The sequence below is a fragment of the Pseudomonas panipatensis genome (genome assembly GCF_900099785.1).
Classification (GTDB): domain Bacteria; phylum Pseudomonadota; class Gammaproteobacteria; order Pseudomonadales; family Pseudomonadaceae; genus Pseudomonas; species Pseudomonas panipatensis.
Genome location: NZ_FNDS01000002.1, coordinates 256,040 through 279,398, shown reverse-complemented (window position 1 = coordinate 279,398; position 23,359 = coordinate 256,040). Strand labels below are relative to the sequence as shown.

At 67.6% G+C, this 23,359-nt stretch carries 18 protein-coding genes; 9 read left to right on the top strand and 9 right to left on the bottom strand.

Annotation, left to right across the window (positions count from 1 at the left end; all coding sequences use genetic code 11):
- Positions 1-165 precede the first annotated feature (165 nt).
- The 8 genes from BLQ74_RS05420 (at position 166) to BLQ74_RS05385 (ending at position 11,869) form a co-directional block, all read left to right on the top strand.
- Positions 166-1,464, top strand: coding sequence for a nitrate/nitrite transporter (locus BLQ74_RS05420; protein ID WP_090261518.1), 1,299 nt, complete (start codon positions 166-168; stop codon positions 1,462-1,464).
- A 12-nt stretch (positions 1,465-1,476) separates the two neighbouring features.
- Complete coding sequence (locus BLQ74_RS05415; RefSeq protein ID WP_090261517.1) at positions 1,477-2,883, top strand: NarK family nitrate/nitrite MFS transporter; 1,407 nt, start codon at positions 1,477-1,479, stop codon at positions 2,881-2,883.
- Between the two features lie 90 nt (positions 2,884-2,973).
- A complete protein-coding gene (locus tag BLQ74_RS05410; RefSeq protein WP_090261516.1) occupies positions 2,974-6,753 on the top strand; it encodes a nitrate reductase subunit alpha in 3,780 nt (1,259 codons plus the stop codon).
- A gap of 11 nt (positions 6,754-6,764) precedes the next feature.
- Positions 6,765-8,300, top strand: a complete 1,536-nt coding sequence (gene narH / locus BLQ74_RS05405; RefSeq protein ID WP_090261515.1) for a nitrate reductase subunit beta — start codon at positions 6,765-6,767, stop codon at positions 8,298-8,300.
- Between the two features lie 5 nt (positions 8,301-8,305).
- Positions 8,306-9,037 carry a nitrate reductase molybdenum cofactor assembly chaperone gene (narJ, locus tag BLQ74_RS05400; RefSeq protein WP_090261514.1) on the top strand — a complete coding sequence of 244 codons (732 nt, stop codon included), beginning with the start codon at positions 8,306-8,308 and terminating at the stop codon, positions 9,035-9,037.
- Positions 9,038-9,048: 11 nt separating this feature from the next.
- Positions 9,049-9,735 (top strand): respiratory nitrate reductase subunit gamma, encoded by a 687-nt coding sequence (gene narI, locus BLQ74_RS05395; RefSeq protein WP_090261513.1) that lies wholly within the window; start codon positions 9,049-9,051, stop codon positions 9,733-9,735.
- Between the two features lie 30 nt (positions 9,736-9,765).
- Positions 9,766-10,755: a GTP 3',8-cyclase MoaA gene (gene moaA, locus BLQ74_RS05390; protein WP_090261512.1), complete on the top strand. Its 990-nt coding sequence runs from the start codon at positions 9,766-9,768 to the stop codon at positions 10,753-10,755.
- Positions 10,756-11,092: 337 nt separating this feature from the next.
- The gene (locus BLQ74_RS05385; protein ID WP_090261511.1) at positions 11,093-11,869 is read left to right on the top strand and encodes an ABC transporter substrate-binding protein; all 777 of its coding nucleotides are present in this window, start codon (positions 11,093-11,095) and stop codon (positions 11,867-11,869) included.
- A gap of 94 nt (positions 11,870-11,963) precedes the next feature.
- Here the strand turns inward: BLQ74_RS05385 and BLQ74_RS05380 are convergent, their stop codons facing one another.
- The 9 genes from BLQ74_RS05380 to BLQ74_RS05340 all read right to left on the bottom strand — a co-directional run bounded on the left by BLQ74_RS05380 (position 11,964) and on the right by BLQ74_RS05340 (position 21,799).
- A complete protein-coding gene (locus tag BLQ74_RS05380; RefSeq protein WP_090261510.1) occupies positions 11,964-12,260 on the bottom strand; it encodes a hypothetical protein in 297 nt (98 codons plus the stop codon).
- A 224-nt stretch (positions 12,261-12,484) separates the two neighbouring features.
- Positions 12,485-13,114: a helix-turn-helix transcriptional regulator gene (locus BLQ74_RS05375; protein WP_090261509.1), complete on the bottom strand. Its 630-nt coding sequence runs from the start codon at positions 13,112-13,114 to the stop codon at positions 12,485-12,487.
- Positions 13,115-13,191: 77 nt separating this feature from the next.
- Positions 13,192-14,319 carry an NAD(P)/FAD-dependent oxidoreductase gene (locus BLQ74_RS05370; protein ID WP_090261508.1) on the bottom strand — a complete coding sequence of 376 codons (1,128 nt, stop codon included), beginning with the start codon at positions 14,317-14,319 and terminating at the stop codon, positions 13,192-13,194.
- Between the two features lie 19 nt (positions 14,320-14,338).
- Positions 14,339-15,283 (bottom strand): ornithine cyclodeaminase family protein, encoded by a 945-nt coding sequence (locus BLQ74_RS05365; RefSeq protein ID WP_090261507.1) that lies wholly within the window; start codon positions 15,281-15,283, stop codon positions 14,339-14,341.
- Between the two features lie 71 nt (positions 15,284-15,354).
- Positions 15,355-16,395 carry a DUF2157 domain-containing protein gene (locus BLQ74_RS05360; RefSeq protein WP_090261506.1) on the bottom strand — a complete coding sequence of 347 codons (1,041 nt, stop codon included), beginning with the start codon at positions 16,393-16,395 and terminating at the stop codon, positions 15,355-15,357.
- A gap of 114 nt (positions 16,396-16,509) precedes the next feature.
- Positions 16,510-18,021, bottom strand: coding sequence for an ATP-dependent RNA helicase RhlB (gene rhlB / locus BLQ74_RS05355; protein WP_090261505.1), 1,512 nt, complete (start codon positions 18,019-18,021; stop codon positions 16,510-16,512).
- A 123-nt stretch (positions 18,022-18,144) separates the two neighbouring features.
- Positions 18,145-19,083: a GGDEF domain-containing protein gene (locus BLQ74_RS05350; RefSeq protein WP_090261504.1), complete on the bottom strand. Its 939-nt coding sequence runs from the start codon at positions 19,081-19,083 to the stop codon at positions 18,145-18,147.
- 151 nt (positions 19,084-19,234) lie between these two features.
- Positions 19,235-21,121: an acyl-CoA synthetase gene (locus BLQ74_RS05345; protein ID WP_090261503.1), complete on the bottom strand. Its 1,887-nt coding sequence runs from the start codon at positions 21,119-21,121 to the stop codon at positions 19,235-19,237.
- A gap of 24 nt (positions 21,122-21,145) precedes the next feature.
- Positions 21,146-21,799: an alpha/beta hydrolase gene (locus BLQ74_RS05340; RefSeq protein ID WP_090261502.1), complete on the bottom strand. Its 654-nt coding sequence runs from the start codon at positions 21,797-21,799 to the stop codon at positions 21,146-21,148.
- A 472-nt stretch (positions 21,800-22,271) separates the two neighbouring features.
- Between BLQ74_RS05340 and BLQ74_RS05335 the strand changes: the two genes are divergently transcribed.
- On the top strand, positions 22,272-23,300 hold the full coding sequence (locus BLQ74_RS05335; protein ID WP_090261501.1) for an amino acid ABC transporter substrate-binding protein: 1,029 nt from the start codon (positions 22,272-22,274) through the stop codon (positions 23,298-23,300).
- Positions 23,301-23,359 lie beyond the last annotated feature (59 nt).

Genomic DNA, 23,359 nt, shown 5'->3' with positions numbered 1-23,359 from the left:
CCTTTTAAAACAATGAGTTGTCTATTCAGCTCGGGTGTACCTCGGAAGAGGTAGCGCGGCGCATGAGGACACGCCGGGGCTTCGGCTTCATTGACGCCCATCAAATGCGCGGTGGGTTGCCCTGCCTAGGGTGCCGGCAACGGTGGCCAGAGAGGGGAGGGCGCCATGCGATCGAATCGGCACAAGCAATACGTGGTACTGGGTATGAGTACCTTGTCGTTCGCGGTGAATTTCGCCGTCTGGACGATGTTTTCCATCATCGGTATCCGCATCAAGGCGGAGCTGGGCCTGAGCGAGGCGCAGTTCGGCCTGCTGGTGGCGCTGCCGATCCTCACCGGCTCGCTGGTGCGCCTGCCGCTGGGTCTGCTCAGCGACCGCTTCGGCGGGCGCATCGTGTTCTTCATCCACATGCTGCTGGTGGCCATTCCGATCTACGGCCTGGCCTTCGCCCAGCAGTACTGGCAGTACCTGGTCCTGGGGCTGTTCGTCGGCCTGGCCGGCGGCTCCTTCGCGGTGGGCATCGCCTACACCTCGGCCTGGTTCGAGAAGGAACGCCAGGGCACCGCCATGGGCATCTTCGGCGCCGGCAACGCCGGTGCGGCGATCACCAACCTGGTGGCGCCGCTGATCGTGGTCGCCTTCGGCTGGCGCATGGTGCCGCAGGTCTACTCGCTGGCCATGCTGGTCACCGCCCTGCTGTTCTGGTGCTGCACCTGGACCGACCCGGCCCACGCCCGCGACGCCGACGCGCCGCGGGCCGCGCGGCCGAGCCTGGCGCAGCAACTGGCGCCGCTGGCCGAGCTGCGCGTGTGGCGCTTCGGCCTGTACTACTTCTTCGTCTTCGGCGGCTTCGTCGCCCTGGCCCTGTGGCTGCCCAAGTACTACATCGCCGAGTACGGCCTGGACCTGAAGACCGCCTCCTTCATCACCATGCTGTTCACCCTGCCGTCCGGCCTGATCCGCGCCCTTGGCGGCTGGTTCAGCGATCGCTACGGCGCCCGCGCGGTGAACTGGGGCGTGTTCTGGGTGTGCCTGGTGTGCCTGTTCTGCCTGTCGTACCCGCCGACCACCATGACCATCCACGGCATCCAGGGCGATCTCAGCCTGGGCATCGCCCTGAACGTCTGGCTGTTCACCTTCCTGGTGTTCGTCGTCGGCATCGCCCAGGGCTTCGGCAAGGCCAGCGTGTACCGGATCATCCACGACTACTACCCACGCAACATGGGCACCGTCGGCGGCATGGTCGGTGTCATCGGCGGCCTCGGCGGCTTCTGCCTGCCGATCCTCTTCGGCTACGCCGCCGACCGCATCGGCGTGCGCTCCTCCTGCTTCATGTTGCTGTTCGGCCTGACCGTGGTCTGCATGGTCTGGATGCACTACGCGATCAAGCAGCAACGGCGCATCGACGGCCAGGCCTCGGTCGCCGATGTCGACCTGTCCCCCACCCTTTCCGCTCATCACTGAGGGAGTCCCGTCATGGGCACGATCGTCAACCTGCCAGAAAACGCCAACCGCGGGCCCTTGCTGCTCGACTGGCGCCCGGAAGACCCGGCGTTCTGGGCGCACAGCGGCAAGCGCATCGCCAGCCGCAACCTGTGGATATCCATTCCGGCGCTGCTCCTGGCGTTCTCCGTGTGGATGGTCTGGAGCACCGTCACCGTGCGCCTGAACAGCGTCGGCTTCAGCTTCAGCAACGACCAGCTGTTCCTGCTCGCCGCGCTGCCGTCGATCTCCGGCGCGACCCTGCGGGTGTTCTACTCGTTCATGGTGCCGATCGTCGGCGGCCGCCGCTGGACCGCGCTGTCCACCGCCTCGCTGCTGATTCCCTGCCTGTGGCTGGGCTTCGCCGTGCAGAACCCGGACACGCCATACTGGGTGTTCGCCTGCATCGCCCTGCTGTGTGGTTTCGGCGGCGGCAACTTCGCCTCGAGCATGTCGAACATCAGCTTCTTCTACCCGAAGAGCCAGCAGGGCACCGCCCTCGGCCTCAACGCCGGGCTCGGCAACCTCGGCGTCTCGGTGATGCAGTTCGCCGTACCGCTGGCGGTCACCGCCGGCCTGTTCGGCCCGTTCGGCGGCGCTCCCGAGCAGCTCGCCGACGGCAGCCAACTGTGGTTGCAGAACGCCGGCTGGATCTGGGTGCCCTTCATCGCCGTGGTGTCGTTGCTGGCCTGGTTCGGCATGCACGACATCGCCGACGCCAAAGCCTCGTTCCGCGAGCAGTCGGTGATCTTCACGCGCAAGCACAACTGGCTGATGTGCCTGCTCTACGTGGCCACCTTCGGTTCCTTCATCGGCTTCTCGGCCGGCTTCGCCATGCTCAGCAAGACCCAGTTCCCCGACATCAACCCGCTGCAGTACGCCTTCCTCGGACCGCTGGTGGGCGCCCTCAGCCGGCCGCTCGGCGGCTGGCTGTCGGACAAGTTCGGCGGCGCGCGCATCACCCTGTGGAACTACGTGGCCATGGTCGCCGGGGTGCTGGCGGTGATCGCCTTCCTGCCCGGCGGCAATGGCCAGGGCAGCTTCTTCGGCTTCCTCGGTGCCTTCATCGCCTTGTTCTTCTTCGCCGGCATCGGCAACGGCTCCACCTTCCGCATGATCCCGGTGATCTTCCGCAACCAGTGGGCCGCCCGCCTGCGCCGCGGCCTGGTCGATGAAGCCGGCGCGGCGCGCCACGCCAGCATGGAGTCGGCGGCGGTGATCGGCTTCTCGGCGGCGGTCGGCGCCTTCGGCGGCTTCTTCATTCCCAAGGCGTTCGGCACCTCGCTGGCCATGACCGGCAGCGCCGAGGGCGCCCTCTACGTGTTCATCGCCTATTACCTGAGCTGCATCGTCGTGACCTGGTGGTGGTACGCGCGCAAGGGCGCGGAAAGCCCCTGTTGATTCCGTCGGCGGACGACGCCTGGCGCCGTCCGCCCCACTGCGCCCGATCAGCGTTTGAACGCCCGGCCGCGGCCGGGTGAGGAGAGACCCATGAGTTACCTGCTCGACCGCCTGCAGTTCTTCAAGAAGAAGCAGGGCGAATTCGCCGATGGCCATGGCGAGGTCACCAACGAGAGCCGCGCCTGGGAAAACGGCTACCGCCAGCGCTGGCAGCACGACAAGATCGTGCGTTCCACCCACGGGGTGAACTGCACCGGCTCCTGTTCCTGGAAGATCTACGTGAAGAACGGCCTGATCACCTGGGAAACCCAGCAGACCGACTACCCGCGCACCCGCGCCGACCTGCCCAACCACGAGCCGCGTGGCTGCCCGCGCGGGGCCAGCTATTCCTGGTATCTGTACAGCGCCAACCGGCTGAAGTACCCGAAGGTGCGCAAGGCCCTGCTCAAGCTCTGGCGCGCGGCGCGCGCCGAGCACGGCGACCCGGTGGACGCCTGGGCGAGCATCGTCGAGGACGCCGACAAGGCGCACAGCTACAAGAGCCAGCGCGGCCTCGGCGGCTTCGTCCGTTCCAGTTGGGACGAGGTCACCGAGATCATCGCCGCGGCCAACGTCTACACCGCCAAGACCTTCGGTCCGGACCGCATCATCGGCTTCTCGCCGATCCCGGCCATGTCCATGGTCAGCTACGCCGCCGGCGCGCGTTACCTGTCGCTGCTCGGCGGCGTGTGCCTGAGCTTCTACGACTGGTACTGCGACCTTCCTCCCGCGTCACCACAAGTGTGGGGCGAGCAGACCGACGTGCCGGAGTCGGCCGACTGGTACAACGCCAGCTACATCATCGCCTGGGGCTCCAACGTGCCGCAGACGCGGACCCCCGACGCGCACTTCTTCACCGAGGTGCGTTACAAGGGCACCAAGACCGTCGCCATCACCCCGGACTACGCCGAGGTGGCCAAGCTCACCGACCTCTGGCTCAACCCCAAGCAGGGCACCGACGCCGCCCTTGGCATGGCTTTCGGCCATGTGATCCTCAAGGAATTCCACCTCGAACGGCCCAGCGCCTACTTCGTCGATTACTGCCGGCAGTACACCGACATGCCCATGCTGGTGTTGCTGGAAGACTACGCCAACGGAGCCTGGAAACCGACCCGTTACCTGCGCGCCGCCGACCTCGACAGCAACCTCGGCCAGGACAACAACCCGCAGTGGAAGACCATCGCCATCGATGAGGCCAACGACGAACTGGTCTCGCCGACCGGCGCCATCGGCTACCGCTGGGGCGAGGCGGGCAAGTGGAACATCGCCCAGCGCGAAGGCGGCGAGGGCCGCGAGACGCGCTTGCGGCTGTCGCTGATCGACGGTCCGGAGCACGCCTGCGAGGTGGCCTTCCCGTACTTCGCCGGGCAGGCGCATCCGCACTTCCCGGGGGTGGACAACGACGCCGTGCTGCTGCGCCGCGTGCCCTTCCGCGAGATCGCCGGGGCCGACGGCCAGCGCCTGCGCGTGGCCACCGTCTACGACCTGCAGATGGCCAACTACAGCCTCGATCGCGGCCTCGGCGGCGGCAACGTGGCCAGCTCCTTCGACGACGCCGAGGTGCCCTACACCCCGGCCTGGCAGGCGCGCATCACCGGCGTGCCGGCGGCGCGGGCGATCCAGGTGGCCCGCGAGTTCGCCGACAGCGCGCACAAGACCCAGGGCAAGGCCATGGTGATCATCGGCGCGGCGATGAACCACTGGTACCACATGGACATGAACTACCGCGCGGTCATCAACATGCTGATGATGTGCGGTTGCGTCGGCCAGAGCGGCGGCGGCTGGGCGCACTACGTCGGCCAGGAAAAGCTGCGTCCGCAGACCGGCTGGGCGCCGCTGGCCTTCGCCCTCGACTGGAGCCGTCCGCCACGGCAGATGAACGGCACCAGCTTCTTCTACCTGCACAGCTCGCAGTGGCGCCACGAAAAGCTCTCGATGCATGAGGTGCTGTCGCCGCTGGCCGACCCCAGGCAGTTCCCCGAGCACGCGCTGGACTACAACGTCCGCGCCGAGCGCATGGGCTGGCTGCCGTCGGCGCCGCAACTGGACCGCAATCCGCTGCGCCTCGCCGCCGCCGCCGAGAAGGCCGGGTTGTCGGTGCAGGACTACGTGGTCCGCGAGCTGAAGGACGGCCGCCTGCGCTTCGCCAGCGAGGCGCCGGACAGCCCGCAGAACTTCCCGCGCAACCTGTTCGTCTGGCGCTCCAACCTGCTTGGCAGCTCGGGTAAGGGCCACGAGTACATGCTCAAGTACCTGCTCGGTGCGAAGAACGGGGTGATGAACGACGACCTCGGCAAGGCCGGCGGCCCGCGCCCGCACGAGGTCGACTGGGTGGAGCAGGGCGCCGAGGGCAAGCTCGATCTGGTCACCACCCTGGACTTCCGCATGTCCTCCACCTGCGTCTACTCGGACATCGTCCTGCCCACCGCCACCTGGTACGAGAAGGACGACCTCAACACCTCCGACATGCACCCCTTCATCCACCCGCTGTCGGCGGCCACCGACCCGGCCTGGGAAGCGAAGAGCGACTGGGAGATCTACAAGGCCATCGCCAAGCGCTTCTCCGCCGTCGCCGTCGGCCACCTCGGCGTGGAGCAGGACCTGGTCACCCTGCCGCTGTTGCACGACACCCCCGGCGAACTGGCGCAACCCTACGGCGGCGGCGACTGGAAGGCCGGCGACTGCGCGCCGTTGCCGGGCAAGAGCATGCCCAGCCTGCACCTGGTGCAGCGCGACTACCCGAACCTGTACAAGAAGTTCACCGCCCTCGGCCCGCTGCTGGACACCCTGGGCAACGGCGGCAAGGGCATCGGCTGGAACACCGAGAAGGAAGTGACGCTGCTCGGCGACCTCAACCAGCGCGTCGCCGAGCCGGGCGTCAGCCAGGGCCGCCCGCGCATCGAAACGGCCATCGACGCCGCCGAGGTGATTCTCTCGCTGGCCCCGGAAACCAATGGCCAGGTGGCGGTGAAGGCCTGGCAGGCGCTGTCGACGATCACCGGGCGCGAGCACGCGCACCTGGCGTTGCCCAAGCAAGACGAGAAAATCCGCTTCCGCGACCTGCAGGCGCAGCCGCGCAAGATCATCTCCAGCCCGACCTGGTCCGGCCTGGAAGACGAACACGTCAGCTACAACGCCGGCTACACCAACGTCCACGAACTGATCCCCTGGCGCACCCTCACCGGCCGCCAGCAGTTCTACCAGGACCACCCGTGGATGCAGGCCTTCGGCGAAGGCTTCGTCAGCTACCGGCCGCCGGTCGATACGCGCACCACCGAGAGCCTGCTGAACAAGCGGCCCAACGGTAACCGCGAGATCGTCCTCAACTGGATCACCCCGCACCAGAAGTGGGGCATCCACTCCACCTACAGCGACAACCTGCTGATGCTCACCCTGTCGCGCGGCGGCCCGATCATCTGGCTCAGCGAGCACGACGCGGCGCGTGCCGGGATCGTCGACAACGACTGGGTCGAGGTGTTCAACGCCAACGGCGCCGCCACCTGCCGCGCGGTGGTCAGCCAGCGGGTGAAGGACGGCATGGTGATGATGTACCACGCCCAGGAGCGCATCGTGAACGTGCCCGGCAGCGAGACCACGCAGACCCGTGGCGGCCACCACAACTCGGTGACCCGCGTGGTCCTCAAGCCGACCCACATGATCGGCGGCTACGCCCAGCAGGCGTGGGGCTTCAACTACTACGGCACGGTCGGCTGCAACCGCGACGAATTCGTCGTGGTGCGCAAGATGGCCCGCGTCGACTGGCTCGACGAACCGCTGCATGGCGGCCTGGGCGGCGACGCCCTGCCGCGCCCGCTGCCCCAGGACATTTGAGGAGAGACGCCATGAAAATTCGTTCGCAAGTCGGCATGGTGCTGAACCTCGACAAATGCATCGGTTGCCACACCTGCTCGATCACCTGCAAGAACGTCTGGACCAGCCGCGAAGGCGTGGAATACGCCTGGTTCAACAACGTCGAAAGCAAACCCGGCATCGGCTACCCGAAGGCCTGGGAAGACCAGGACAAATGGAAGGGCGGCTGGGTCCGCACGCCGGCCGGCGACATCCGCCCGCGCATCGGCGGCAAGCTGCGGGTGCTCGGCAACCTGTTCGCCAACCCCGACCTGCCGTCGATCGACGACTACTACGAACCCTTCGACTTCGACTACCAGCACCTGCACAGCGCGCCGAGCGCCGCGCACCAGCCGGTGGCGCGGCCGCGCTCGCTGATCAGCGGGCAGCGCATGGAGAAGATCGAGTGGGGCCCCAACTGGGAGGAAATCCTCGGCGGCGAGTTCGCCAAGCGCCGCCAGGACAAGAACTTCGAGCAGGTCCAGGCGGACGTCTACGGTGAGTACGAAAACACCTTCATGATGTACCTGCCGCGCCTCTGCGAGCACTGCCTGAACCCGGCGTGCGTGGCCTCCTGCCCGAGTGGCGCGATCTACAAGCGCGAGGAAGACGGCATCGTCCTCATCGACCAGGACAAGTGCCGGGGCTGGCGCATGTGCATCTCCGGCTGCCCGTACAAAAAGATCTACTTCAACTGGAAGAGCGGCAAATCCGAGAAGTGCATCTTCTGCTACCCGCGCATCGAAGCCGGCCAGCCGACGGTCTGTTCCGAGACCTGCGTCGGGCGCATCCGCTACCTCGGCGTGCTGCTCTACGACGCCGATCGCATTCACGACGTGGCCAGTTGCGCGGAGGAGGGCGACCTCTACCGCAAGCAACTGGAGATCTTCCTCGACCCGCACGACCCGGCGGTGATCGCCCAGGCGCGCAAGGACGGCGTGGCGGACAGCGTCATCGAGGCGGCGCAGAAGTCGCCGGTGTACAAGCTCGCGGTGGACTGGCAACTGGCCCTGCCGCTGCACCCGGAATACCGCACCCTGCCGATGGTCTGGTACGTGCCGCCGCTGTCGCCGATCCAGAACGCCGCCCACGAGGGGCACATCGGCAGCGACGGCATGATTCCCGACGTCGAATCGCTGCGCATCCCCGTGCAATACCTGGCCAACCTGCTCAGCGCCGGCGACACCGCGCCGGTGCTGCTGGCGCTCAAGCGCCTGCTGGCGATGCGCGCCTACAAGCGCTGCCAGCAGGTGGAAGGGCGCGAGGATCTGGCGGTGCTGCAACGCGTCGGCCTGAGCGTGGCGCAGGTCGAGGAGATGTACCGCTACCTGGCCATCGCCAACTACGAGGATCGCTTCGTCATCCCCAGCGCGCACCGCGAGGAAGCCCTCTCGGATGCCTTCGCCGAGCGTTCCGGCTGCGGCTTCAGCTTCGGCAACGGTTGCTCCGGCAACTCCGCGCTGAACCTGTTCGGCGGCAAGCCCAGCGACCAGCGCGACATCATCCAGACCGTGCAGATACAGGAGTGACGCGCATGCCCAGCCCATCCCGAGTGCTCAAGCTGATCGCCCTGCTGCTCGACTATCCGAGCCCGGACGTGCGCGCGGAAAGCCTGGCGCTGCACGCGCTGATCCGTACCGCCGAGTTGCCGGAAGCCCGCCGCGACGGCCTCGCCGCGCTGCTCGACGCGCTCTGCCAGGGCGACCTGCTGGACGTCCAGGAGCGCTACGACAGCCTCTTCGAGCGCGGCCGCGCGCTGTCGCTGCTGCTCTTCGAGCACGTCCACGGCGAGTCCCGCGACCGTGGCCAGGCCATGGTCGACCTGCTCGAACGCTACAGCGCCGCCGGCCTGGCCATCGATGCCAACGAGCTGCCCGACTACCTGCCGCTGTACCTGGAGTTCCTCGCCCTCGGCGACGCCGAGGCGGCGCGCCAGGGGCTGGTCGAAGTGGCGCACATCCTGGCCCTGTTGGCGCAACGCCTGGCGCAGCGCGAGAGCCTCTACGCACAGGCGTTCGAGGCCTTGCTGGCGCTCGCCGGGGTCGCTCCCGAGCTGGCCGGGCAGTGCTACCAGGCGCAGCAGGAGGCGGTCGACGACAGCCTCGAAGCCCTCGACCGCGCCTGGGAGGAAACCCCGGTGAGCTTCACCGATCCCGCCGCCGGCTGCCCGTCGGCAAGCCCCCGGCGCCAGCCCGCAGGCGTCGAGCAACCATTGCAATGGGTCGCCCAGCCGGTGCCGCAGACGCACCCGCGGGCCACCCGCTGAGGAGTCCGATCATGTCCATCGATCTACTGATGTTTGGCGTCTATCCCTACGTCGCCTTGCTGATCTGCCTGGTCGGCAGTTGGGCGCGTTTCGACCTGGCGCAATACACCTGGAAGGCCGGCTCCAGCCAGATGCTCAGCCACAAGGGCATGCGCCTGTACAGCAACCTGTTCCATGTCGGCGTGCTGTTCATCCTCGCCGGTCATTTCGTCGGCCTGCTCACCCCGCCCTCGCTCTATCACCTGCTGATCAGCACGGAAAACAAGCAGTTGCTGGCGATGGTCTCCGGCGGCCTGTTCGGCGTGCTCTGCTTCATCGGCCTCAGCGGCCTGCTGCTGCGCCGCCTCAACGACCCGCGGGTGCGCGCCAGCGGCAATGCCTCGGACCTGATGATCCTGCTGGTGCTCTATGCGCAACTGATCCTCGGCCTGTCCACCATCGTCGCCTCGACCGACCACCTGGACGGCTCGGTGATGCTGCTGCTGGGCGCCTGGGCGCAGTCCGTCGTCACCCTGCAGCCGCTGGCCGCCGCCGAGGCCATCGCCCCGGTGGCGCTGGTCTACAAGCTGCACGTGGCGCTGGGTTTGACACTCTTCGTGCTGTTCCCCTTCACCCGCCTGGTGCACATCGTCAGCGCCCCGGTGTGGTACCTCGGGCGGCGCTACCAGATCGTCCGGCAGAAACGCCGGGTGGCTTGAAGCGGCAGCGACTGCCTGGGAGAACGGAGCATGTCCGAGTGGATCGACGGCCAGGGCCGGCGCATCGATTACCTGCGCCTGTCGGTGACCGACCGCTGCGACTTCCGCTGCGTCTACTGCATGGCCGAGCAGATGCGTTTCCTGCCGCGCCAGCAGGTACTGAGCCTGGAAGAAATCGAACGGGTGGCGCGGCTGTTCGTCGCCGGCGGCGTCGGCAAGCTGCGCCTGACCGGCGGCGAGCCGCTGGTGCGCCCCGGCATCGTCGACCTTTGCGCGCGCCTGGCGGCGCTGCCCGGCCTGCGCGAACTGTGCATGACCAGCAACGGCGCGCAACTGGCGCGGCATGCCAGGGGGCTCCACGCGGCCGGCCTGGCGCGCCTCAACATCAGCCTGGACAGCCTCGACCCGGCGCGCTTCCGCGCCATCACCCGCAACGGCGAACTGCGCCAGGTGCTGGCCGGCATCGACGCGGCGCAGGCCGCCGGCTTCGCCCGCATTCGCCTGAACTGCGTGGTGATGAAAGGGCGCAACGACGATGAAGTGCCGGCCCTGCTGGACTACGCCATCGAGCACGGCCTGGACATCGCCTTCATCGAGGAAATGCCCCTCGGCCAGGTCGGCCGCGCGCGCGGGGAAAGCGTCTGCTCCAGCGACGCGGTGCGCGCCATCATCGCCGCGCGGCATGAACTGCTCGACAGCACCGAGCACAGCGGTGGCCCGGCGCGCTACCTGCGCCTGGCGCGGCATCCCGGCACGCGCGTCGGCTTCATCTCGCCGCACACGCACAACTTCTGCGCCAGCTGCAACCGCCTGCGCCTGAGCGCCGACGGCCGCCTGCTGCTGTGCCTCGGCCACGAGCACGCGCTCGACCTGCGCGCCCTGCTGCGCCGCCACCCGCTGCACGACCAGCCGCTGCTCGACGCCATCCATGGCGCCCTGCGAGACAAACCGGCGCGCCACGTGTTTTCCCCCCATGGCGAAGTGCAAGTGCTGCGCTTCATGAACATGAGCGGCGGCTGAGACGCGCCGCCCCGCATGGGTATCGCGCTGCGCGCTTGGCCCATCCGACGGGTCGGCCGGGCTCGGGTATTGGGAGCGGGTGTTCGGGTGATTGACGTTATGTACTTTTTAGTCCAGATTGGACTTTATGTTCATTTCAGCCTCGCCCCACCCACGGGCGGGGCTTATAACGACAAGACCGTTTGCCAGGGTCATTCGTCCGGCGCCGCTGCCCGCAGCGCGCCGCCTCGCCCCGGATTAGGTTTCGACTGCCCATGAAGTACCGCTGCTCCCGGCTCGCCGCGCGCTCGGCCGGCGCCGGGAGGTTGTCCAACCACCCCGTTACGGAGTTGCATCGATGAACCTGAAATCCCTTCTGGGCAGCCTGCTCCTGGCTTCCCTGGCCGCTACCGCCCAGGCCGAGCAGGCGCCGCTGCGCATCGGCATCGAGGCGGCCTATCCGCCCTTCGCCTTCAAGACCCCCGAGGGCGGCATCGCCGGCTTCGACTACGACATCGGCAACGCCCTGTGCGCGCAGTTGCAGCGCAAGTGCCAGTGGGTCGAGCAGGAGTACGACGGCCTGATCCCTTCGCTGAAGGTGAAGAAGATCGACGCCGCGCTGTCGTCGATCACCATCACCGACGAGCGCAAGCGTTCGGTGGACTTCACCCACAAGTACTACTTCACCCCGGGCCGCCTGGTGATGAAGGAAGGCAGTCAACTGGACGCGCAGTTCAGTCAGCTCAAGGACAAGAACATCGGCGTGCAGCGCGGCTCCACCGCCGACACCTTCGCCACCCAGGTCCTGGCCAAGGCCGGCGCCAACGTGGTGCGTTACACCAGCCAGGACGAAATCTACCTGGACCTGCTGGCCGGGCGCCTGGACGGCACCTTCGCCGATTCCATCCCGCTGCAGTTCGGCTTCCTCGACACCCCGCGCGGCAAGGGCTTCGCCTTCGTCGGTCCGGCGTTCAAGGACCCGGCATTCTTCGGTGAGGGCGCCGGCATCGCCGTGCACAAGGGCAACGGCGAGCTGGTCGATCAGCTCAACGCGGCCATCGACGCCCTGCGTGCCAACGGCAAGTACAAGGAAATCGAAGGCAAGTACTTCAAGAGCGATATCTACGGCGACTGAGCCGCGCCGCCACAAAAAAGCGCCGGCCGACGCCCCCGCGCCGTCCCTTCGGGACGCGCGAGGGCGCTGGCCGGCTCTGTCGTCGCCGAGTGCCTTACTTGAGCACCGAGGCGAAGATGTTGTTCAGGAACGGGATGTTCTTCAGGGTGTTCTCGATGTTGCTGCCGATCAGCGAGCCGATCGCGGAACCGAAGCCGGCGCCCAGGTCGGGCAGGACGCTCTTCAGCGACACTTCGCCGATCAGCGGCAGGTTCACCGCGAAGGTGTTGCTGAGCTTGCCATAGAGGGCGCCGCCCACTTTGTTGCCCAGTGCGGCGAGTTGATCCTTGATGATGCCGGCGCCGGATACCTGGTCGATTTCCGCGGCGGTCAGTACGTGCATGTCGGTCATGATGCGTGAGCCTTCGTTACCCCAATGAAAGATCGCGGCCGGAATCCCGGCCAGCCGTGGTCACGCCGCGACGAACTGCGCGGTGCGTGCCAGGCGGCGGATTCTTCCTGGCCGGCGCACACCGGGCTATGCGGTGGACACCCATAGCAGCGTGGGAAGCGTCCGGCGCCGCGGCGCTCGATCCCTAGTGCAGGGCGCGCGCCGCTCTAGGACGGGGCAGGCGCTCAGACCTCTTGCTTGAGTTCCTTGAGGTGCTTGTAGACGGTGGCGCGGCCCATGTTCAGCACGTTGGCCACGTAGTTGGCGGCGCTCTTGCCCTTGAACGCGCCCTCGGCGTGCAGGGCCAGCACCAGTTCGCGCTTGTGTTCGCGGGTGAGCAGGTTCAGGCCCAACTGGCGCTGGCGCAGCCAGGCGTGGAGGAAGGTGTTGATGCGTTCCTGCCAGTCGTCGCGGAACAGCGCGTCCGGCTGCGGGATCACTTTGTTCGAGGAGAGGAACAGGTCGAGGGCGGCCTTGGCCGTCTCGAACAGGGTGATGTTGAGGTTGATGCACAGCACGGCGATCGGCTTGCCCTTGGGGTCGCGCAGCACGCTGCTCACCGAGCGGATCTTCTGCCCGTCCCAGTTGAGCTTTTCGTAGGGGCCGATGGTGCGCTCGTCGCTGTCGCCTTCGAGCATGTCCTCCAACGCCGAGTCGTCGCCGATCTCGCGCTTGGAGATGTTGTTGGCGATGTAGGCCACGCGCTGCGTGCCGAGGTCGTGGATGACCACTTCGGCATGCGGGAAGAACAGCGTGGCGATGCCATCGGCGATGGCCTTGTAGTTGTCGAGCGGGTCGTGGGGCGTGCGGGTCATTCGCTGGGCTCTCGCAAGGGGCCGCCGCGCGGGCGGCGCAGGCGAGTGTGCCGCATGCGCCGCCCGGCTGTCACGGTTCAGCCGGCCAGTCGCGCCGGCGACAGCAGCGCCGCGCTCAGGCCGTGGCGGGTCAGGTGTTCGGGCAGCGGCTGGCCGGTGATCAGCGCGGCGCTGGCCTCGCCCATGGCCGCCGAGGTCTGGATGCCGTAGCCGCCCTGGCCGGCGACCCAGTAGAAGCCGGGCGTCTGGGTGTCGTAGCCGGACACCAGGTCGCCGTCGGGGAGGAAGGAGCGCAGCCCGGCCCAGACGTGGCTGGGGCGGCGGATGCTCAGGCTGGTGTGCTCCTCGATCTGGTAGATGCCCAGGGCGATGTCCAGCTCCTCGGGCTGCACGTCGTGCGGCTCGACCGGGTCGGCGTTGGCCGGCGAGCCGAGCAGCATGCCGGCGTCGGGCTTGAAGTAGAAGGATTCGTCGAGGCTCACCAGCACCGGCCAGGCGTGGCTGTCCAGGCCTTCCGGCGGGGCGAAGAGGAAGGCTGCGCGGCGCTTGGGTTGCAGGCCCAGCGGAGCGACCCCGGCGAGTTCGGCGAGCTGGTCGCACCAGCCGCCGGCGGCGTTGACCAGCAGCGGGGCGCGGAAGCACTGCTGCGCGGCACGCACTTCCCACTGGCCGTCGACGCGGCCGATGGCCAGCGCTTCGTTGTCGAAATGGAGGCTGCCGCCGTTGCGGCGGATACCGCGCAGGTAGCCTTGCAGCAGGCCGTCGGTATCGATGTCGGCGGCGCTCGGGTCGAGCATGGCGCCGTGCACCTTGTCGCGGCGCAGCACCGGCACCAGGGCGCAGGCCTCGTCGGCGGAGAGCCACTGCATCTCCGGCACGCTGGCGCGGGCGCTGTCGAACTGACGGCGCAGCTCTTCGGCGTCGCCCTGGAAGTCCACGGTCAGCTCGCCGCGCGGGCTGAGGATCGGGTGCTCGGCGAAGTCCGCCGGCGGCGCGTCGAAGAAGGCGCGGCTGGCGGCGGTCAGCGCGCGCACCTGTGGCGTGCCGTAGGCCACCGTGTAGAGCGCCGCCGAGCGCCCGGTGGAGTGGTAGCCGGCGTGCGACTCGCGTTCGATCACGGCGACCTTGCCGTGGCGCGAGAGGAAGTAGCCGGTGGATGCGCCGGCGATGCCGGCGCCGATGATGAGGAAGTCCGCTTCGATCATGACTGGCTCCGTGGACGGCTCAGGACTGCGACAAATGGTAGAGGGCATTGGCCAGGGCGACATCTTCCAGGCCCAGGCCGATGGAACGGAAGAAGGCGTGGCGCCGGTAGTCCGGGCGCGGCGCGGCGCCGCTGAGCAGTTCCGCCAGGTCGCCGCGGATGGCGGCGCTGTCCCAGCCGTGCCGCTCGGCGGCGAGGCGCATTTCGCCGGCGCTGGCCGGGGTGGTGGCGCGGTAGTCGCAGTACACGTCCATCTGCGCCAGGGTGGCCGGCGGCACTTCGTGGGCGTGGGCGACGTTGGTGCTGATCGAGGTGATCAGCGCTGGATTGGCCAGGCGCGCCGGGTCCAGCACCGGGGTGCCGGAGGCGGTGCAGAGGAGGATCACCTCGGCCTCGGCCACGGCGTCATCGAGACTGGCGGCGGCGCGCGCGCGCCGGTCGATGGCGGCGAAGGCCGCGGCCTTCGCCGCGTTCAGGTTCGGCGAGAACACGCGGATGTCCCGCCAGTCGCGCAGGTCCGCGACATAGCGCAGGTGCGCCTGGGCCACCGCGCCGCTGCCGATGATCGCCAGGCCGCGCGCCTCGGGCTTGGCCAGGGCGTCCACGGCCACCGCGGTGGTCGCCGCGGTGCGCGCGGTGGTCAGGCTGCCGGCGTCGCACAGCAGCAGCGGCTGGCCGCTGTGCATGGACATCAGCAGGCTCCAGGCGGTGACCAGGGCTTTCGGCTGGCGGACCAGGTAGGGCGAGGTCTTCACCCCGTACACGCCCTGGCTGGCGAGCACACCGAGGTAGTTGATGAAGTCGCCGCCGCCGGCGGGGAATTCCACCTGTTGCTGCGGCGGCTGCAGCGCCTGGCCGCTGGCCAGTTCGCGGAACATGTCGCGCATGGCCTGGCGCACGTCGATGCGTTGCAGCAGTTGCTCGGCTTCGGCCTGGTGGATGACGCGGGGTGTGCTGGCGGACATGGCGAGACTCCAGGATGGAATAATTTTTCCATTCTGGACTTTTAAGTATTTTCCAGCAAGCGCCGTCGGCGTCAGCGGCGCAGCGCCGGGAGGAATGCCTGCAGGCTTTCCGGTAGGCGCGCGCGCAGGCTCGCGGTGAGGCTGTCGCGGTGCTTCTGGTAGGCGATGCCCAGGGCGATCAGCAGCAGGCCGACCAGGGTCAGCAGCACCGGGAACAGCAGCGAGTCGCGGAATACCTCGTAGGACAGGTAGCCGAGGTAGCCGGCCACGCCGAGGGCGCCGAAGACCATGAACAGCGGCCGCCGCAACAGCACGGCGAGGCCCATCAGGCCGAGGTTGATCAGCCCGTAGGCGGCCTTGCCCCATTCGCTGCCGCTGTCCATCAGGCTCAGGCCGCCCCAGAAGGCCGCGAGCCCGGCCAGGTAGCCCCAGAACGCATAGTCGCGGCGGGTGCGCCCATCGACCCAGAGGCTGGCGAGGATCACCAGCAGGCCGAACCACAGCGATACCCAGCGCCGCTCTTCCCAGCTGAAGGCGCTGCCATAGAGCGCCTCGCTGAGGTCCATGGACATGAACCACAGGGCGATCGCCATCGGCATGACGATGAAGGGGAAGGGCAGCAGGCGCAGCATCGCCAGGCCGACCAGCAGGGTCGCCACTTCCATCGCCAGCCAGCCGCTCTGCACCCAGAGGTAGTAGCTGTGGTAGTCGCCCTGGCTGTCGTCGAAGGGCCAGAGGCCGATGAGCCGTTCGCCGGCGAAGACCAGCAGGGGCGTCAGGCTGACCGCCACCGCGCCGAGCAAGCCACCGGGAATCGGCAGGCCGCGCTGCCAGAGATTGCGCCCGGCCAGGGTGAAGAGGGCCATGTAGAGGCCCGCGACCAGCAGCAGGGCGACGTCGCCGATGCCCATCCAGGCCTCGTTGAGCAGCCAGCCCATGGCCGCGATGATCAGCACGGCGCCGAAGTAGTAGGCAACATGGGCCAGCTGGAAGCTGGCGCGGGTTTCCGGTTGCTGGCGAAGGAATTCCAGCAGGCGCTGGTCCTGGCCTGGCTGAAGCACGCCGGCACTGACGGCGCGGGCGAGATCCTCGGTTTCGATGCGGATGGACATGCGGCGGGCTCCTTTCCCGGCTTGGCGTGCGGCCAGTGTACGCCGCTCGTCGTGCCGCAACGAAAAAAGGCGAAGCCCTGCGGCTTCGCCTTTTCGTTCACCCGGATGGGCGGATCAGTGCTTGCGCGGCACCGGCTTGAGCAGCTCGGTGGGCGGCATTTCGCAGTTGATCTTGCGCCCGAGCAGTTCTTCGATCGGCGGCAGGGCGAAGGCGTCGTCCTCGCCGGCGAAGCTGATCGAGGTGCCGGTGCTGCCGGCGCGGCCGGTACGGCCGATGCGGTGCACGTAGTCGTCCGGATCTTCCGGCAGGGTGAAGTTGATCACGTGGCTGATGGCGTCGACGTGGATGCCGCGGCCGGCGACGTCGGTGGCGACCAGGACGCGGATCTTGCCCTCGCGGAAACCTTCCAGGACCTTGATGCGCTTGTGCTGCGGCACGTCGCCGGACATCTGCGCGGCACTGATGCCGTCCTTGGTCAGGCGTTCTTCGATGCGCCGCACTTCGTCCTTGCGGTTGGCGAAGACCATCACGCGGGTCCAGTCGTTCTGTGCGATCAGGTTGTACAGCAGCTTGTACTTGTCGCTGCCGGCGACGGCGTAGACGTGCTGTTCGACGGTATCGCTGGCGACGTTCTCCGGCTCGATCTCGACGATCGCCGGGTCGACGGTCCACTGCTTGGCGAGGTTCATCACGTCGTCGGTGAAGGTCGCGGAGAACAGCAGGGTCTGGCGCTCGCCCTTGTACGGGGTCTGCCGGATGATCTGCCGCACTTGCGGGATGAAGCCCATGTCGAGCATGCGGTCGGCTTCGTCGAGGACCATCACCTCGACCATGTCCAGGTGCACCTCGCCGCGCTGGTTGAAGTCCAGCAGGCGGCCGGGGGTGGCGACCAGGATGTCGCAGTAGCGCGCTTCCAGGCCCTTGAGCTGTTTGTCGAAGTCCATGCCGCCGACGAAGCTCATGACGTTCAGCCCGGTGTACTTGGCCAGGGCCACGGCGTCCTTGGCGATCTGCACCACCAGCTCGCGGGTCGGTGCGATGATTAGCGCGCGCGGCTCGCCCATGTAGCGCTCTTTCGGCGGCGGGGTCTGCAGCAGCTGGGTGATGATCGAGATGAGGAAGGCGGCGGTCTTGCCGGTGCCGGTCTGGGCGCGGCCGATGGCGTCCTGGCCCTTGAGGGTGTAGCCGAGCACCTGCGCCTGGATCGGCGTGCAGTAGGGGAAGCCGAGGTCGTGGATGGCGTGCATCAGCCGCGGGTCGAGCTTGAAGTCGTGGAAGCGGGTCTTGCCTTCCTGCGGTTCGACGGCGAAGTCTTCCAGTTTCCAGGTGTCCACCACCGGCGCCTTGGGCTTGCGTTCGCGGCGCGGCTTGTCGCTGGCGGTCTTCTCGCGCGGCTTGTCGGCGCGTTCGCTCTTGTCCTGTTGCTCGGCGCGCGGCTTTTCAGCCTTGGGCGGGCGCGGGGCTTTTTCGGTATTGCCGCCTTCGGGGCGGGGAGTGCGCGGTTTGCGCGGGCGCTGCTCGTCGCTGGCGACAGGCGCGGCGGAGGAGGGCGCGGGGGTGGCCGGAGTGGCCGCGGGCTGCTGGGCGTCGGCCTTGCCGAAGATTTTCTTGAGTGCTTTGAGCACGGTGATCTCGTAGTGATTAAGGAATGAACGGCCGTCAGTGTAAAGCAAGTTGCCAGCCAGGCGAAATCTATGCTCGCCACCGCCCGGAAAAGCCCCGCGCAGGGCGCGCCGAGGCGCGCTCGCTCACTCGCAGAGGCGGTTGCGGCCGCGCTGTTTGGCCTTATAGAGGGCGCTGTCGGCGCGTTGCAGCAGGTTCGGCAGGCTTTCCTGGCTGGCCATCTGCGCCAGGCCCAGGGACACGGTGACGCCGGGCAGCACGCCGAGCGGCGAATAGAAGGAGTCGATCTGCGCCAGGCTCAGGCGCAGGCGTTCGCCGATCTGCCGGGCTTCGTCGCTGGACACTTCCGGCAGCAGGATGACGAATTCCTCGCCACCGAAGCGCGCCATGCTGTCCTTGGGCCGCAACTGGTTGCGCAGGGTATGCGCGACCAGGCAGAGGGCGTAGTCGCCGGCCAGGTGGCCGTGGCGATCGTTGTATTCCTTGAAGTGGTCGACATCCAGCATGAGCATGGACAGCGGTTGCTCGCTGAAGGCGCAGCGGGTGCTCTCGCGGTCGAAGATGTGCTCCAGCCAGCGGCGGTTGAACAACCCGGTGAGGGTATCGATGTTGGCGTTCTGCTCGGTGTTGAGGATGATCCGGTTGCCCTGGCGGACGCGCTCGCAGAGCACTTCCAGCAGGTTCTGCATGACTGGCGGCGATTGCTCGAACAGCCTCAGCAGGGACTCGCGGTGCAGGCGCAGCAGCGTGCTCGGCTGGGTCGCCACCACATAGGCGGATGGGTACTCGTGGTCGATGAAGCTGATTTCACCGGCACAGTCGCCAACGTCGAGGGTCGATACCGGCGAGTTGTCGAGGGAGCCCAGGTACACCTTCAACTGGCCCTGTAGGACCAGATAAAGGTAGTGATTGCGGTTGAATGGCGAGAGCAGCACTTCGCCGCATTCCAGCTCGCAGGCGCGGAATCCCTTCAGCAAGCGTTGCAGTGCCGTGGCGGTGACATTCTGGAACAGGCGCAACTGGCGCAGTTGCTGGATGTCCTGCTGCCATTGCACCGCTTTCATGAGAACGACGGCTTTCGATGGAAATCAAGGCTGTGCACGATGACTCTCCGTAGTCCATTTCGTACAGACGGAGTCTCAGTATTATTGACTTTCGCGGGCTGGCAATTCGCTACCCGCGGCGGACCGACCAGCGGTCGGCCCGCCGCGTCGATCACCCTTCGAGCAGTTCGAAGTGCACCGCGAAGGCACCCAGGCGGGACGCCAGCGCGGCGCGCGTGGCGGCGTCCAGGGCACCGACGAACAACTGCGCCTTCTGCCCGTGGCGTTCGTCGCTGACCACCTCGATGCGCGGGCGTGGTTGCAGCGTGCGGGTTTCCTCCTCGAACACCCGGCGGATCGCGTCCATGCGCAGCGCCGGCTTGAAGGTCTTGCCCACCGCCGTCACTGGCAGGGCGTCGAGCAGCCAGATGTCCTTGGGCACCGCCGCGCGTTCGGGCACATGCCGCGCGGCATGTTCCAGCAGGTCGGCGACGCTGACCTCGGCGCCCGGCTTGAGCTGGATATAGGCGACCGGCAGTTCGCCGGCGTGGGCATCCGGCTTGCCCACCGCGGCGGCCATGGCCACCGCCGGGTGGCGGTGCAGGGCTTCTTCGATCATCTGTGGGTCGATGTTGTGGCCGCCGCGGATGATCAGGTCCTTGCTGCGTCCGGTGAGCCAGATGTAGCCGTCCGCGTCGATGCGCCCGAGGTCGCCGGTGTTGAACCACTCGCCGTCGACCCAGATGCCTTTGTTCTTGTCGCTCTGCAGGTAGCCCTTGAACACCGTCGGGCCTTTCAGGCAGAGGTTGCCGATCTCGTCCACCGCGGCGTCGCGCAGGTAGCGGCCGTCGCCGTCGAGGAGCGCCACCTTGACCTGGCAGTAGGGCAGGCGCAGGCCGATGGAGCCCGGCCGCCGCTCGCCGCCGCGCGGGTTGCAACTGGTGCCGCAGGTGCCTTCGGTGAGGCCGTAGCCCTCGATGATCTTCAGTCCGGTGCGTGCCTCGAACTGGCGGATCAGCTCCACCGGCATGGGCGCCGCGCCGCAGAGGGCGAAGCGCAGGCTGGAGAGGTCGTGGCCGTCGCTGGGCACCTGCAGCAGCGCAGCATAAATAGTGGGCACGCCGCTGAAGCTGCTGACCCGGTAGCGCTCGACCAGTTTCCAGAAGTGTTCGATCAGCGTCGGGTTGCGGTAGCCCTGCGGCCCCGGCAAGAGCACCTGGGCGCCGCGATGGAAGGGCGCCAGGCCGGTGACCATGACGCCGTTGACGTGGAACAGCGGCAGGCCGCAAAGCAGCACGTCGTCCGGCGCGTAATCGGCGTTCAGGCCCATGATCTCGGCCATGGCCACTTCGTTGGCATGGCTGTGCGGCGCCAGCTTGGGCGTGCCGGTGGTGCCGCCGGTATGGAAATAGGAGGCGACCTCGTCGCCGTGGATCACCCGGCCGCTCTCCAGGTGGTCGTCCGGGCAGGCGGCGAGCGCCTCGTCGAAGTCCAGCACGCCTGCCGGCAGCGGGCCGCGCTGTGCCTTGAGCGCGGCGCGCTGTGGCTCGGGCAGGTAGTTGGCCAGGTCGACGCAGAGGATCGCGCTCAGCTCCGGCAATTCGTCGCGCAGGGCGGCGACCTTGTCCCAGAGGTCGCTGCCGGGGAAGGGCGCCAGGGTCACCAGCACCCGCGAATCGGCGGCGCGCACCAGCTCGGCGATGTGTTGCGGGTCGAGCAGCGGGTTGATCGCGTTGACGATCCCCGCGGCTTCGCCGCCCCAGATCACATAGTGGGTCTGCGGCAGGTTGGGCAGCAGGAAGGACACCGCCGTGCCCGGGCGCACGCCCAGGCGGTGAAAGGCATTGGCAGCCTGGGTGACGCGGGCGAACAGCTCGGCGTAGCTGATGCGCACCGGCTCTTCGTCGGCGCGGCCCTGCAGCAGGAAGTGCAGGGCGCTGTGCCCGGCGTGGCGCGCCGCCGAGCGGCGCAGCAACTCGTAGGTGCTGGCGGGCAGGTCGCGCTGCTCCAGCGGAACGGATTCCAGGGCTTCGATATCACGCAGACTGGCAATGCTCATGGCTTCTCGCTTGTTGGGGGATGCTCACAAGCGTTCGCGGAGCCAGGCGCCGATGTCGCCGATTTCCTCGTTGCTCACTTCGTGCGCCATGGGGTAGTCGCGCCATTGCGCGTCCACACCCTGGGCATGGAGGAAATCGTACGCGGCGCGGCCCATGTCGAACGCCACCACGTCGTCGTAGGTACCATGCAAACACAGGGCCGGCAGCTGCTTTTTGCTTTCCGGCAGCGCTATGCCGGCGCTGAATGTCGGCCCATAGGTGGACAGTGCCATCACCCCGCCCAGTTCGCCCGGCCAATGCAGGTAGGCGCTGTGCAGCACCACCGCGCCGCCCTGGGAGAAGCCGGCCAGGATGATGCGCCGGGCAGCGATACCGGCCGCCAGCTGGCTTTCGATCAGCGCGCTCACGCCGTCCGCCGAGGCCTCCAGTTGGTCTTCGTCGATGGCCCGCGCCGGCGCCATGGCCTTGATGTCGTACCAGCTCGGCACCGGCATGCCGTTGAACACCGTCACCGGGCGGGTCGGCGCCTGCGGCAGGATGAAGCGGGTGGCCGGCAACAGGCGTTGCAGCAGGCGCGCCACCGGCTCGAAGTCGTAACGGTCGGCGCCCAGGCCGTGCAACCAAATGACGCACGAATCGGCGGGCTGGGTGGGTTCGAGTAGCAAGGGCTGGGTCATCGAGGGCTCCAGGATGGGGCGGGCGCTCCGCCAGGGAGCGCTGTGAATGAACAGTCTGAGGACAAGGTTGCGAAAAGGCGCTCACCTGGCCCGCGCGGCATGGCTTGACGAGCAGGGAAACCGGCACGGCGACGCATTCTGGTATGGCGCTTGCTGTCTCCGCCACCAGGCCGCGCCGTTCCCGCTGGCGCCACACTCTATCCGACCCCCATCCGGAAACCAGTGCCGGCGGCGGGAACGCGGCGGCCGGTTGCACTGGCCGGCGCCTGCGCGCGGGCCCCCGATAGGCGTCCAGCCCGCGCGATCCGCGGGCGTGGCGAGAGGGTTGGCGCCGAGCGGTACGCATTCGCAGAGCCGACTAGACTCACCTGAGGTTTCCACTTCGATGCGCGGCGAGGGTAGCCGTGCGGCCGCCTCACGAGGGCGGGTGGGCCGGGACTCCAACCACTACAAGAGCTATTGGAGGTGATCGATGAAGATGGTGAAATCCACTCTGGCCATGCTGACTGCCCTGGGCGTGCTGGGCATCAGCGGCTTCGCCGAGGCGGGCGCGACCCTGGATGCGGTGCAGAAGAAAGGCTACGTGCAGTGCGGTATCAGCGATGGTCTGCCGGGCTTCTCCTACACCGACGCCAAGGGCCAGTACAAGGGCATCGACGTCGACGTTTGCCGGGGCATCGCCGCCGCGGTCTTCGGTGACGCCAACAAGGTCAAGTTCACCCCGCTGACCGCCAAGGAACGCTTCACCGCCCTGCAGTCCGGCGAGATCGACGTGCTCTCGCGCAACACCACCTGGACCAGCTCGCGCGACAGTGCCATGGGCCTCGACTTCACCGGCGTGACCTACTACGACGGTCAGGGCTTCCTGGTGAACAAGAAGCTCGGCGTGAGCAGCGCCAAGCAGCTCGACGGCGCCACCGTGTGCATCCAGGCCGGCACCACCACCGAACTCAACCTGTCGGATTACTTCCGCTCGAACAACCTCAAGTACACCCCGATCACCTACGACACCTCCGACGAGAGCGCCAAGTCGCTGGAGTCCGGGCGTTGCGACGTGCTCACCTCCGACCAGTCGCAGCTCTATGCGCAGCGCATCAAGCTGGGCAAGCCGGACGACTACGTGGTGTTGCCGGAAGTGATCTCCAAGGAGCCGCTCGGCCCGGCCGTGCGCCAGGGTGACGAGGAGTGGTTCGACATCGTTCGCTGGACCCTGTTCGCCATGCTCAATGCCGAGGAAATGGGCATCGACTCGAAGAACGTCGAGGACATGGCGAAGAACTCGAAGAACCCCGACGTCAACCGCCTGCTGGGCGCCGAAGGGGACTATGGCAAGGACCTGAAGCTGCCGAAGGACTGGGCGGTGAAAATCATCAAGGAGGTTGGCAACTACGGTGAAGTCTTCGAGCGCAACGTTGGCGAGGGCAGCGATCTGAAGATCAAGCGCGGCCTCAATGCCCTGTGGAACAAGGGTGGTCTGCAGTACGCACCGCCGGTGCGTTGATCCCTCGCGCCGGCGCCCGGAGTCGGGGCGCCGGCCCCTGTTTCGAACGACGCGAAGCC

Bases quoted from the DNA above. Each gene is read 5' to 3' on its own strand.
- BLQ74_RS05420 (WP_090261518.1), top strand. From the start codon at position 166: ATGCGATCGAATCGGCACAAGCAATACGTGGTACTGGGTATGAGTACC.
- BLQ74_RS05415 (WP_090261517.1), top strand. From the start codon at position 1,477: ATGGGCACGATCGTCAACCTGCCAGAAAACGCCAACCGCGGGCCCTTG.
- BLQ74_RS05410 (WP_090261516.1), top strand. From the start codon at position 2,974: ATGAGTTACCTGCTCGACCGCCTGCAGTTCTTCAAGAAGAAGCAGGGC.
- narH (WP_090261515.1), top strand. From the start codon at position 6,765: ATGAAAATTCGTTCGCAAGTCGGCATGGTGCTGAACCTCGACAAATGC.
- narJ (WP_090261514.1), top strand. From the start codon at position 8,306: ATGCCCAGCCCATCCCGAGTGCTCAAGCTGATCGCCCTGCTGCTCGAC.
- narI (WP_090261513.1), top strand. From the start codon at position 9,049: ATGTCCATCGATCTACTGATGTTTGGCGTCTATCCCTACGTCGCCTTG.
- moaA (WP_090261512.1), top strand. From the start codon at position 9,766: ATGTCCGAGTGGATCGACGGCCAGGGCCGGCGCATCGATTACCTGCGC.
- BLQ74_RS05385 (WP_090261511.1), top strand. From the start codon at position 11,093: ATGAACCTGAAATCCCTTCTGGGCAGCCTGCTCCTGGCTTCCCTGGCC.
- BLQ74_RS05380 (WP_090261510.1), bottom strand. From the start codon at position 12,260: ATGACCGACATGCACGTACTGACCGCCGCGGAAATCGACCAGGTATCC.
- BLQ74_RS05375 (WP_090261509.1), bottom strand. From the start codon at position 13,114: ATGACCCGCACGCCCCACGACCCGCTCGACAACTACAAGGCCATCGCC.
- BLQ74_RS05370 (WP_090261508.1), bottom strand. From the start codon at position 14,319: ATGATCGAAGCGGACTTCCTCATCATCGGCGCCGGCATCGCCGGCGCA.
- BLQ74_RS05365 (WP_090261507.1), bottom strand. From the start codon at position 15,283: ATGTCCGCCAGCACACCCCGCGTCATCCACCAGGCCGAAGCCGAGCAA.
- BLQ74_RS05360 (WP_090261506.1), bottom strand. From the start codon at position 16,395: ATGTCCATCCGCATCGAAACCGAGGATCTCGCCCGCGCCGTCAGTGCC.
- BLQ74_RS05350 (WP_090261504.1), bottom strand. From the start codon at position 19,083: ATGAAAGCGGTGCAATGGCAGCAGGACATCCAGCAACTGCGCCAGTTG.
- BLQ74_RS05345 (WP_090261503.1), bottom strand. From the start codon at position 21,121: ATGAGCATTGCCAGTCTGCGTGATATCGAAGCCCTGGAATCCGTTCCG.
- BLQ74_RS05340 (WP_090261502.1), bottom strand. From the start codon at position 21,799: ATGACCCAGCCCTTGCTACTCGAACCCACCCAGCCCGCCGATTCGTGC.
- BLQ74_RS05335 (WP_090261501.1), top strand. From the start codon at position 22,272: ATGAAGATGGTGAAATCCACTCTGGCCATGCTGACTGCCCTGGGCGTG.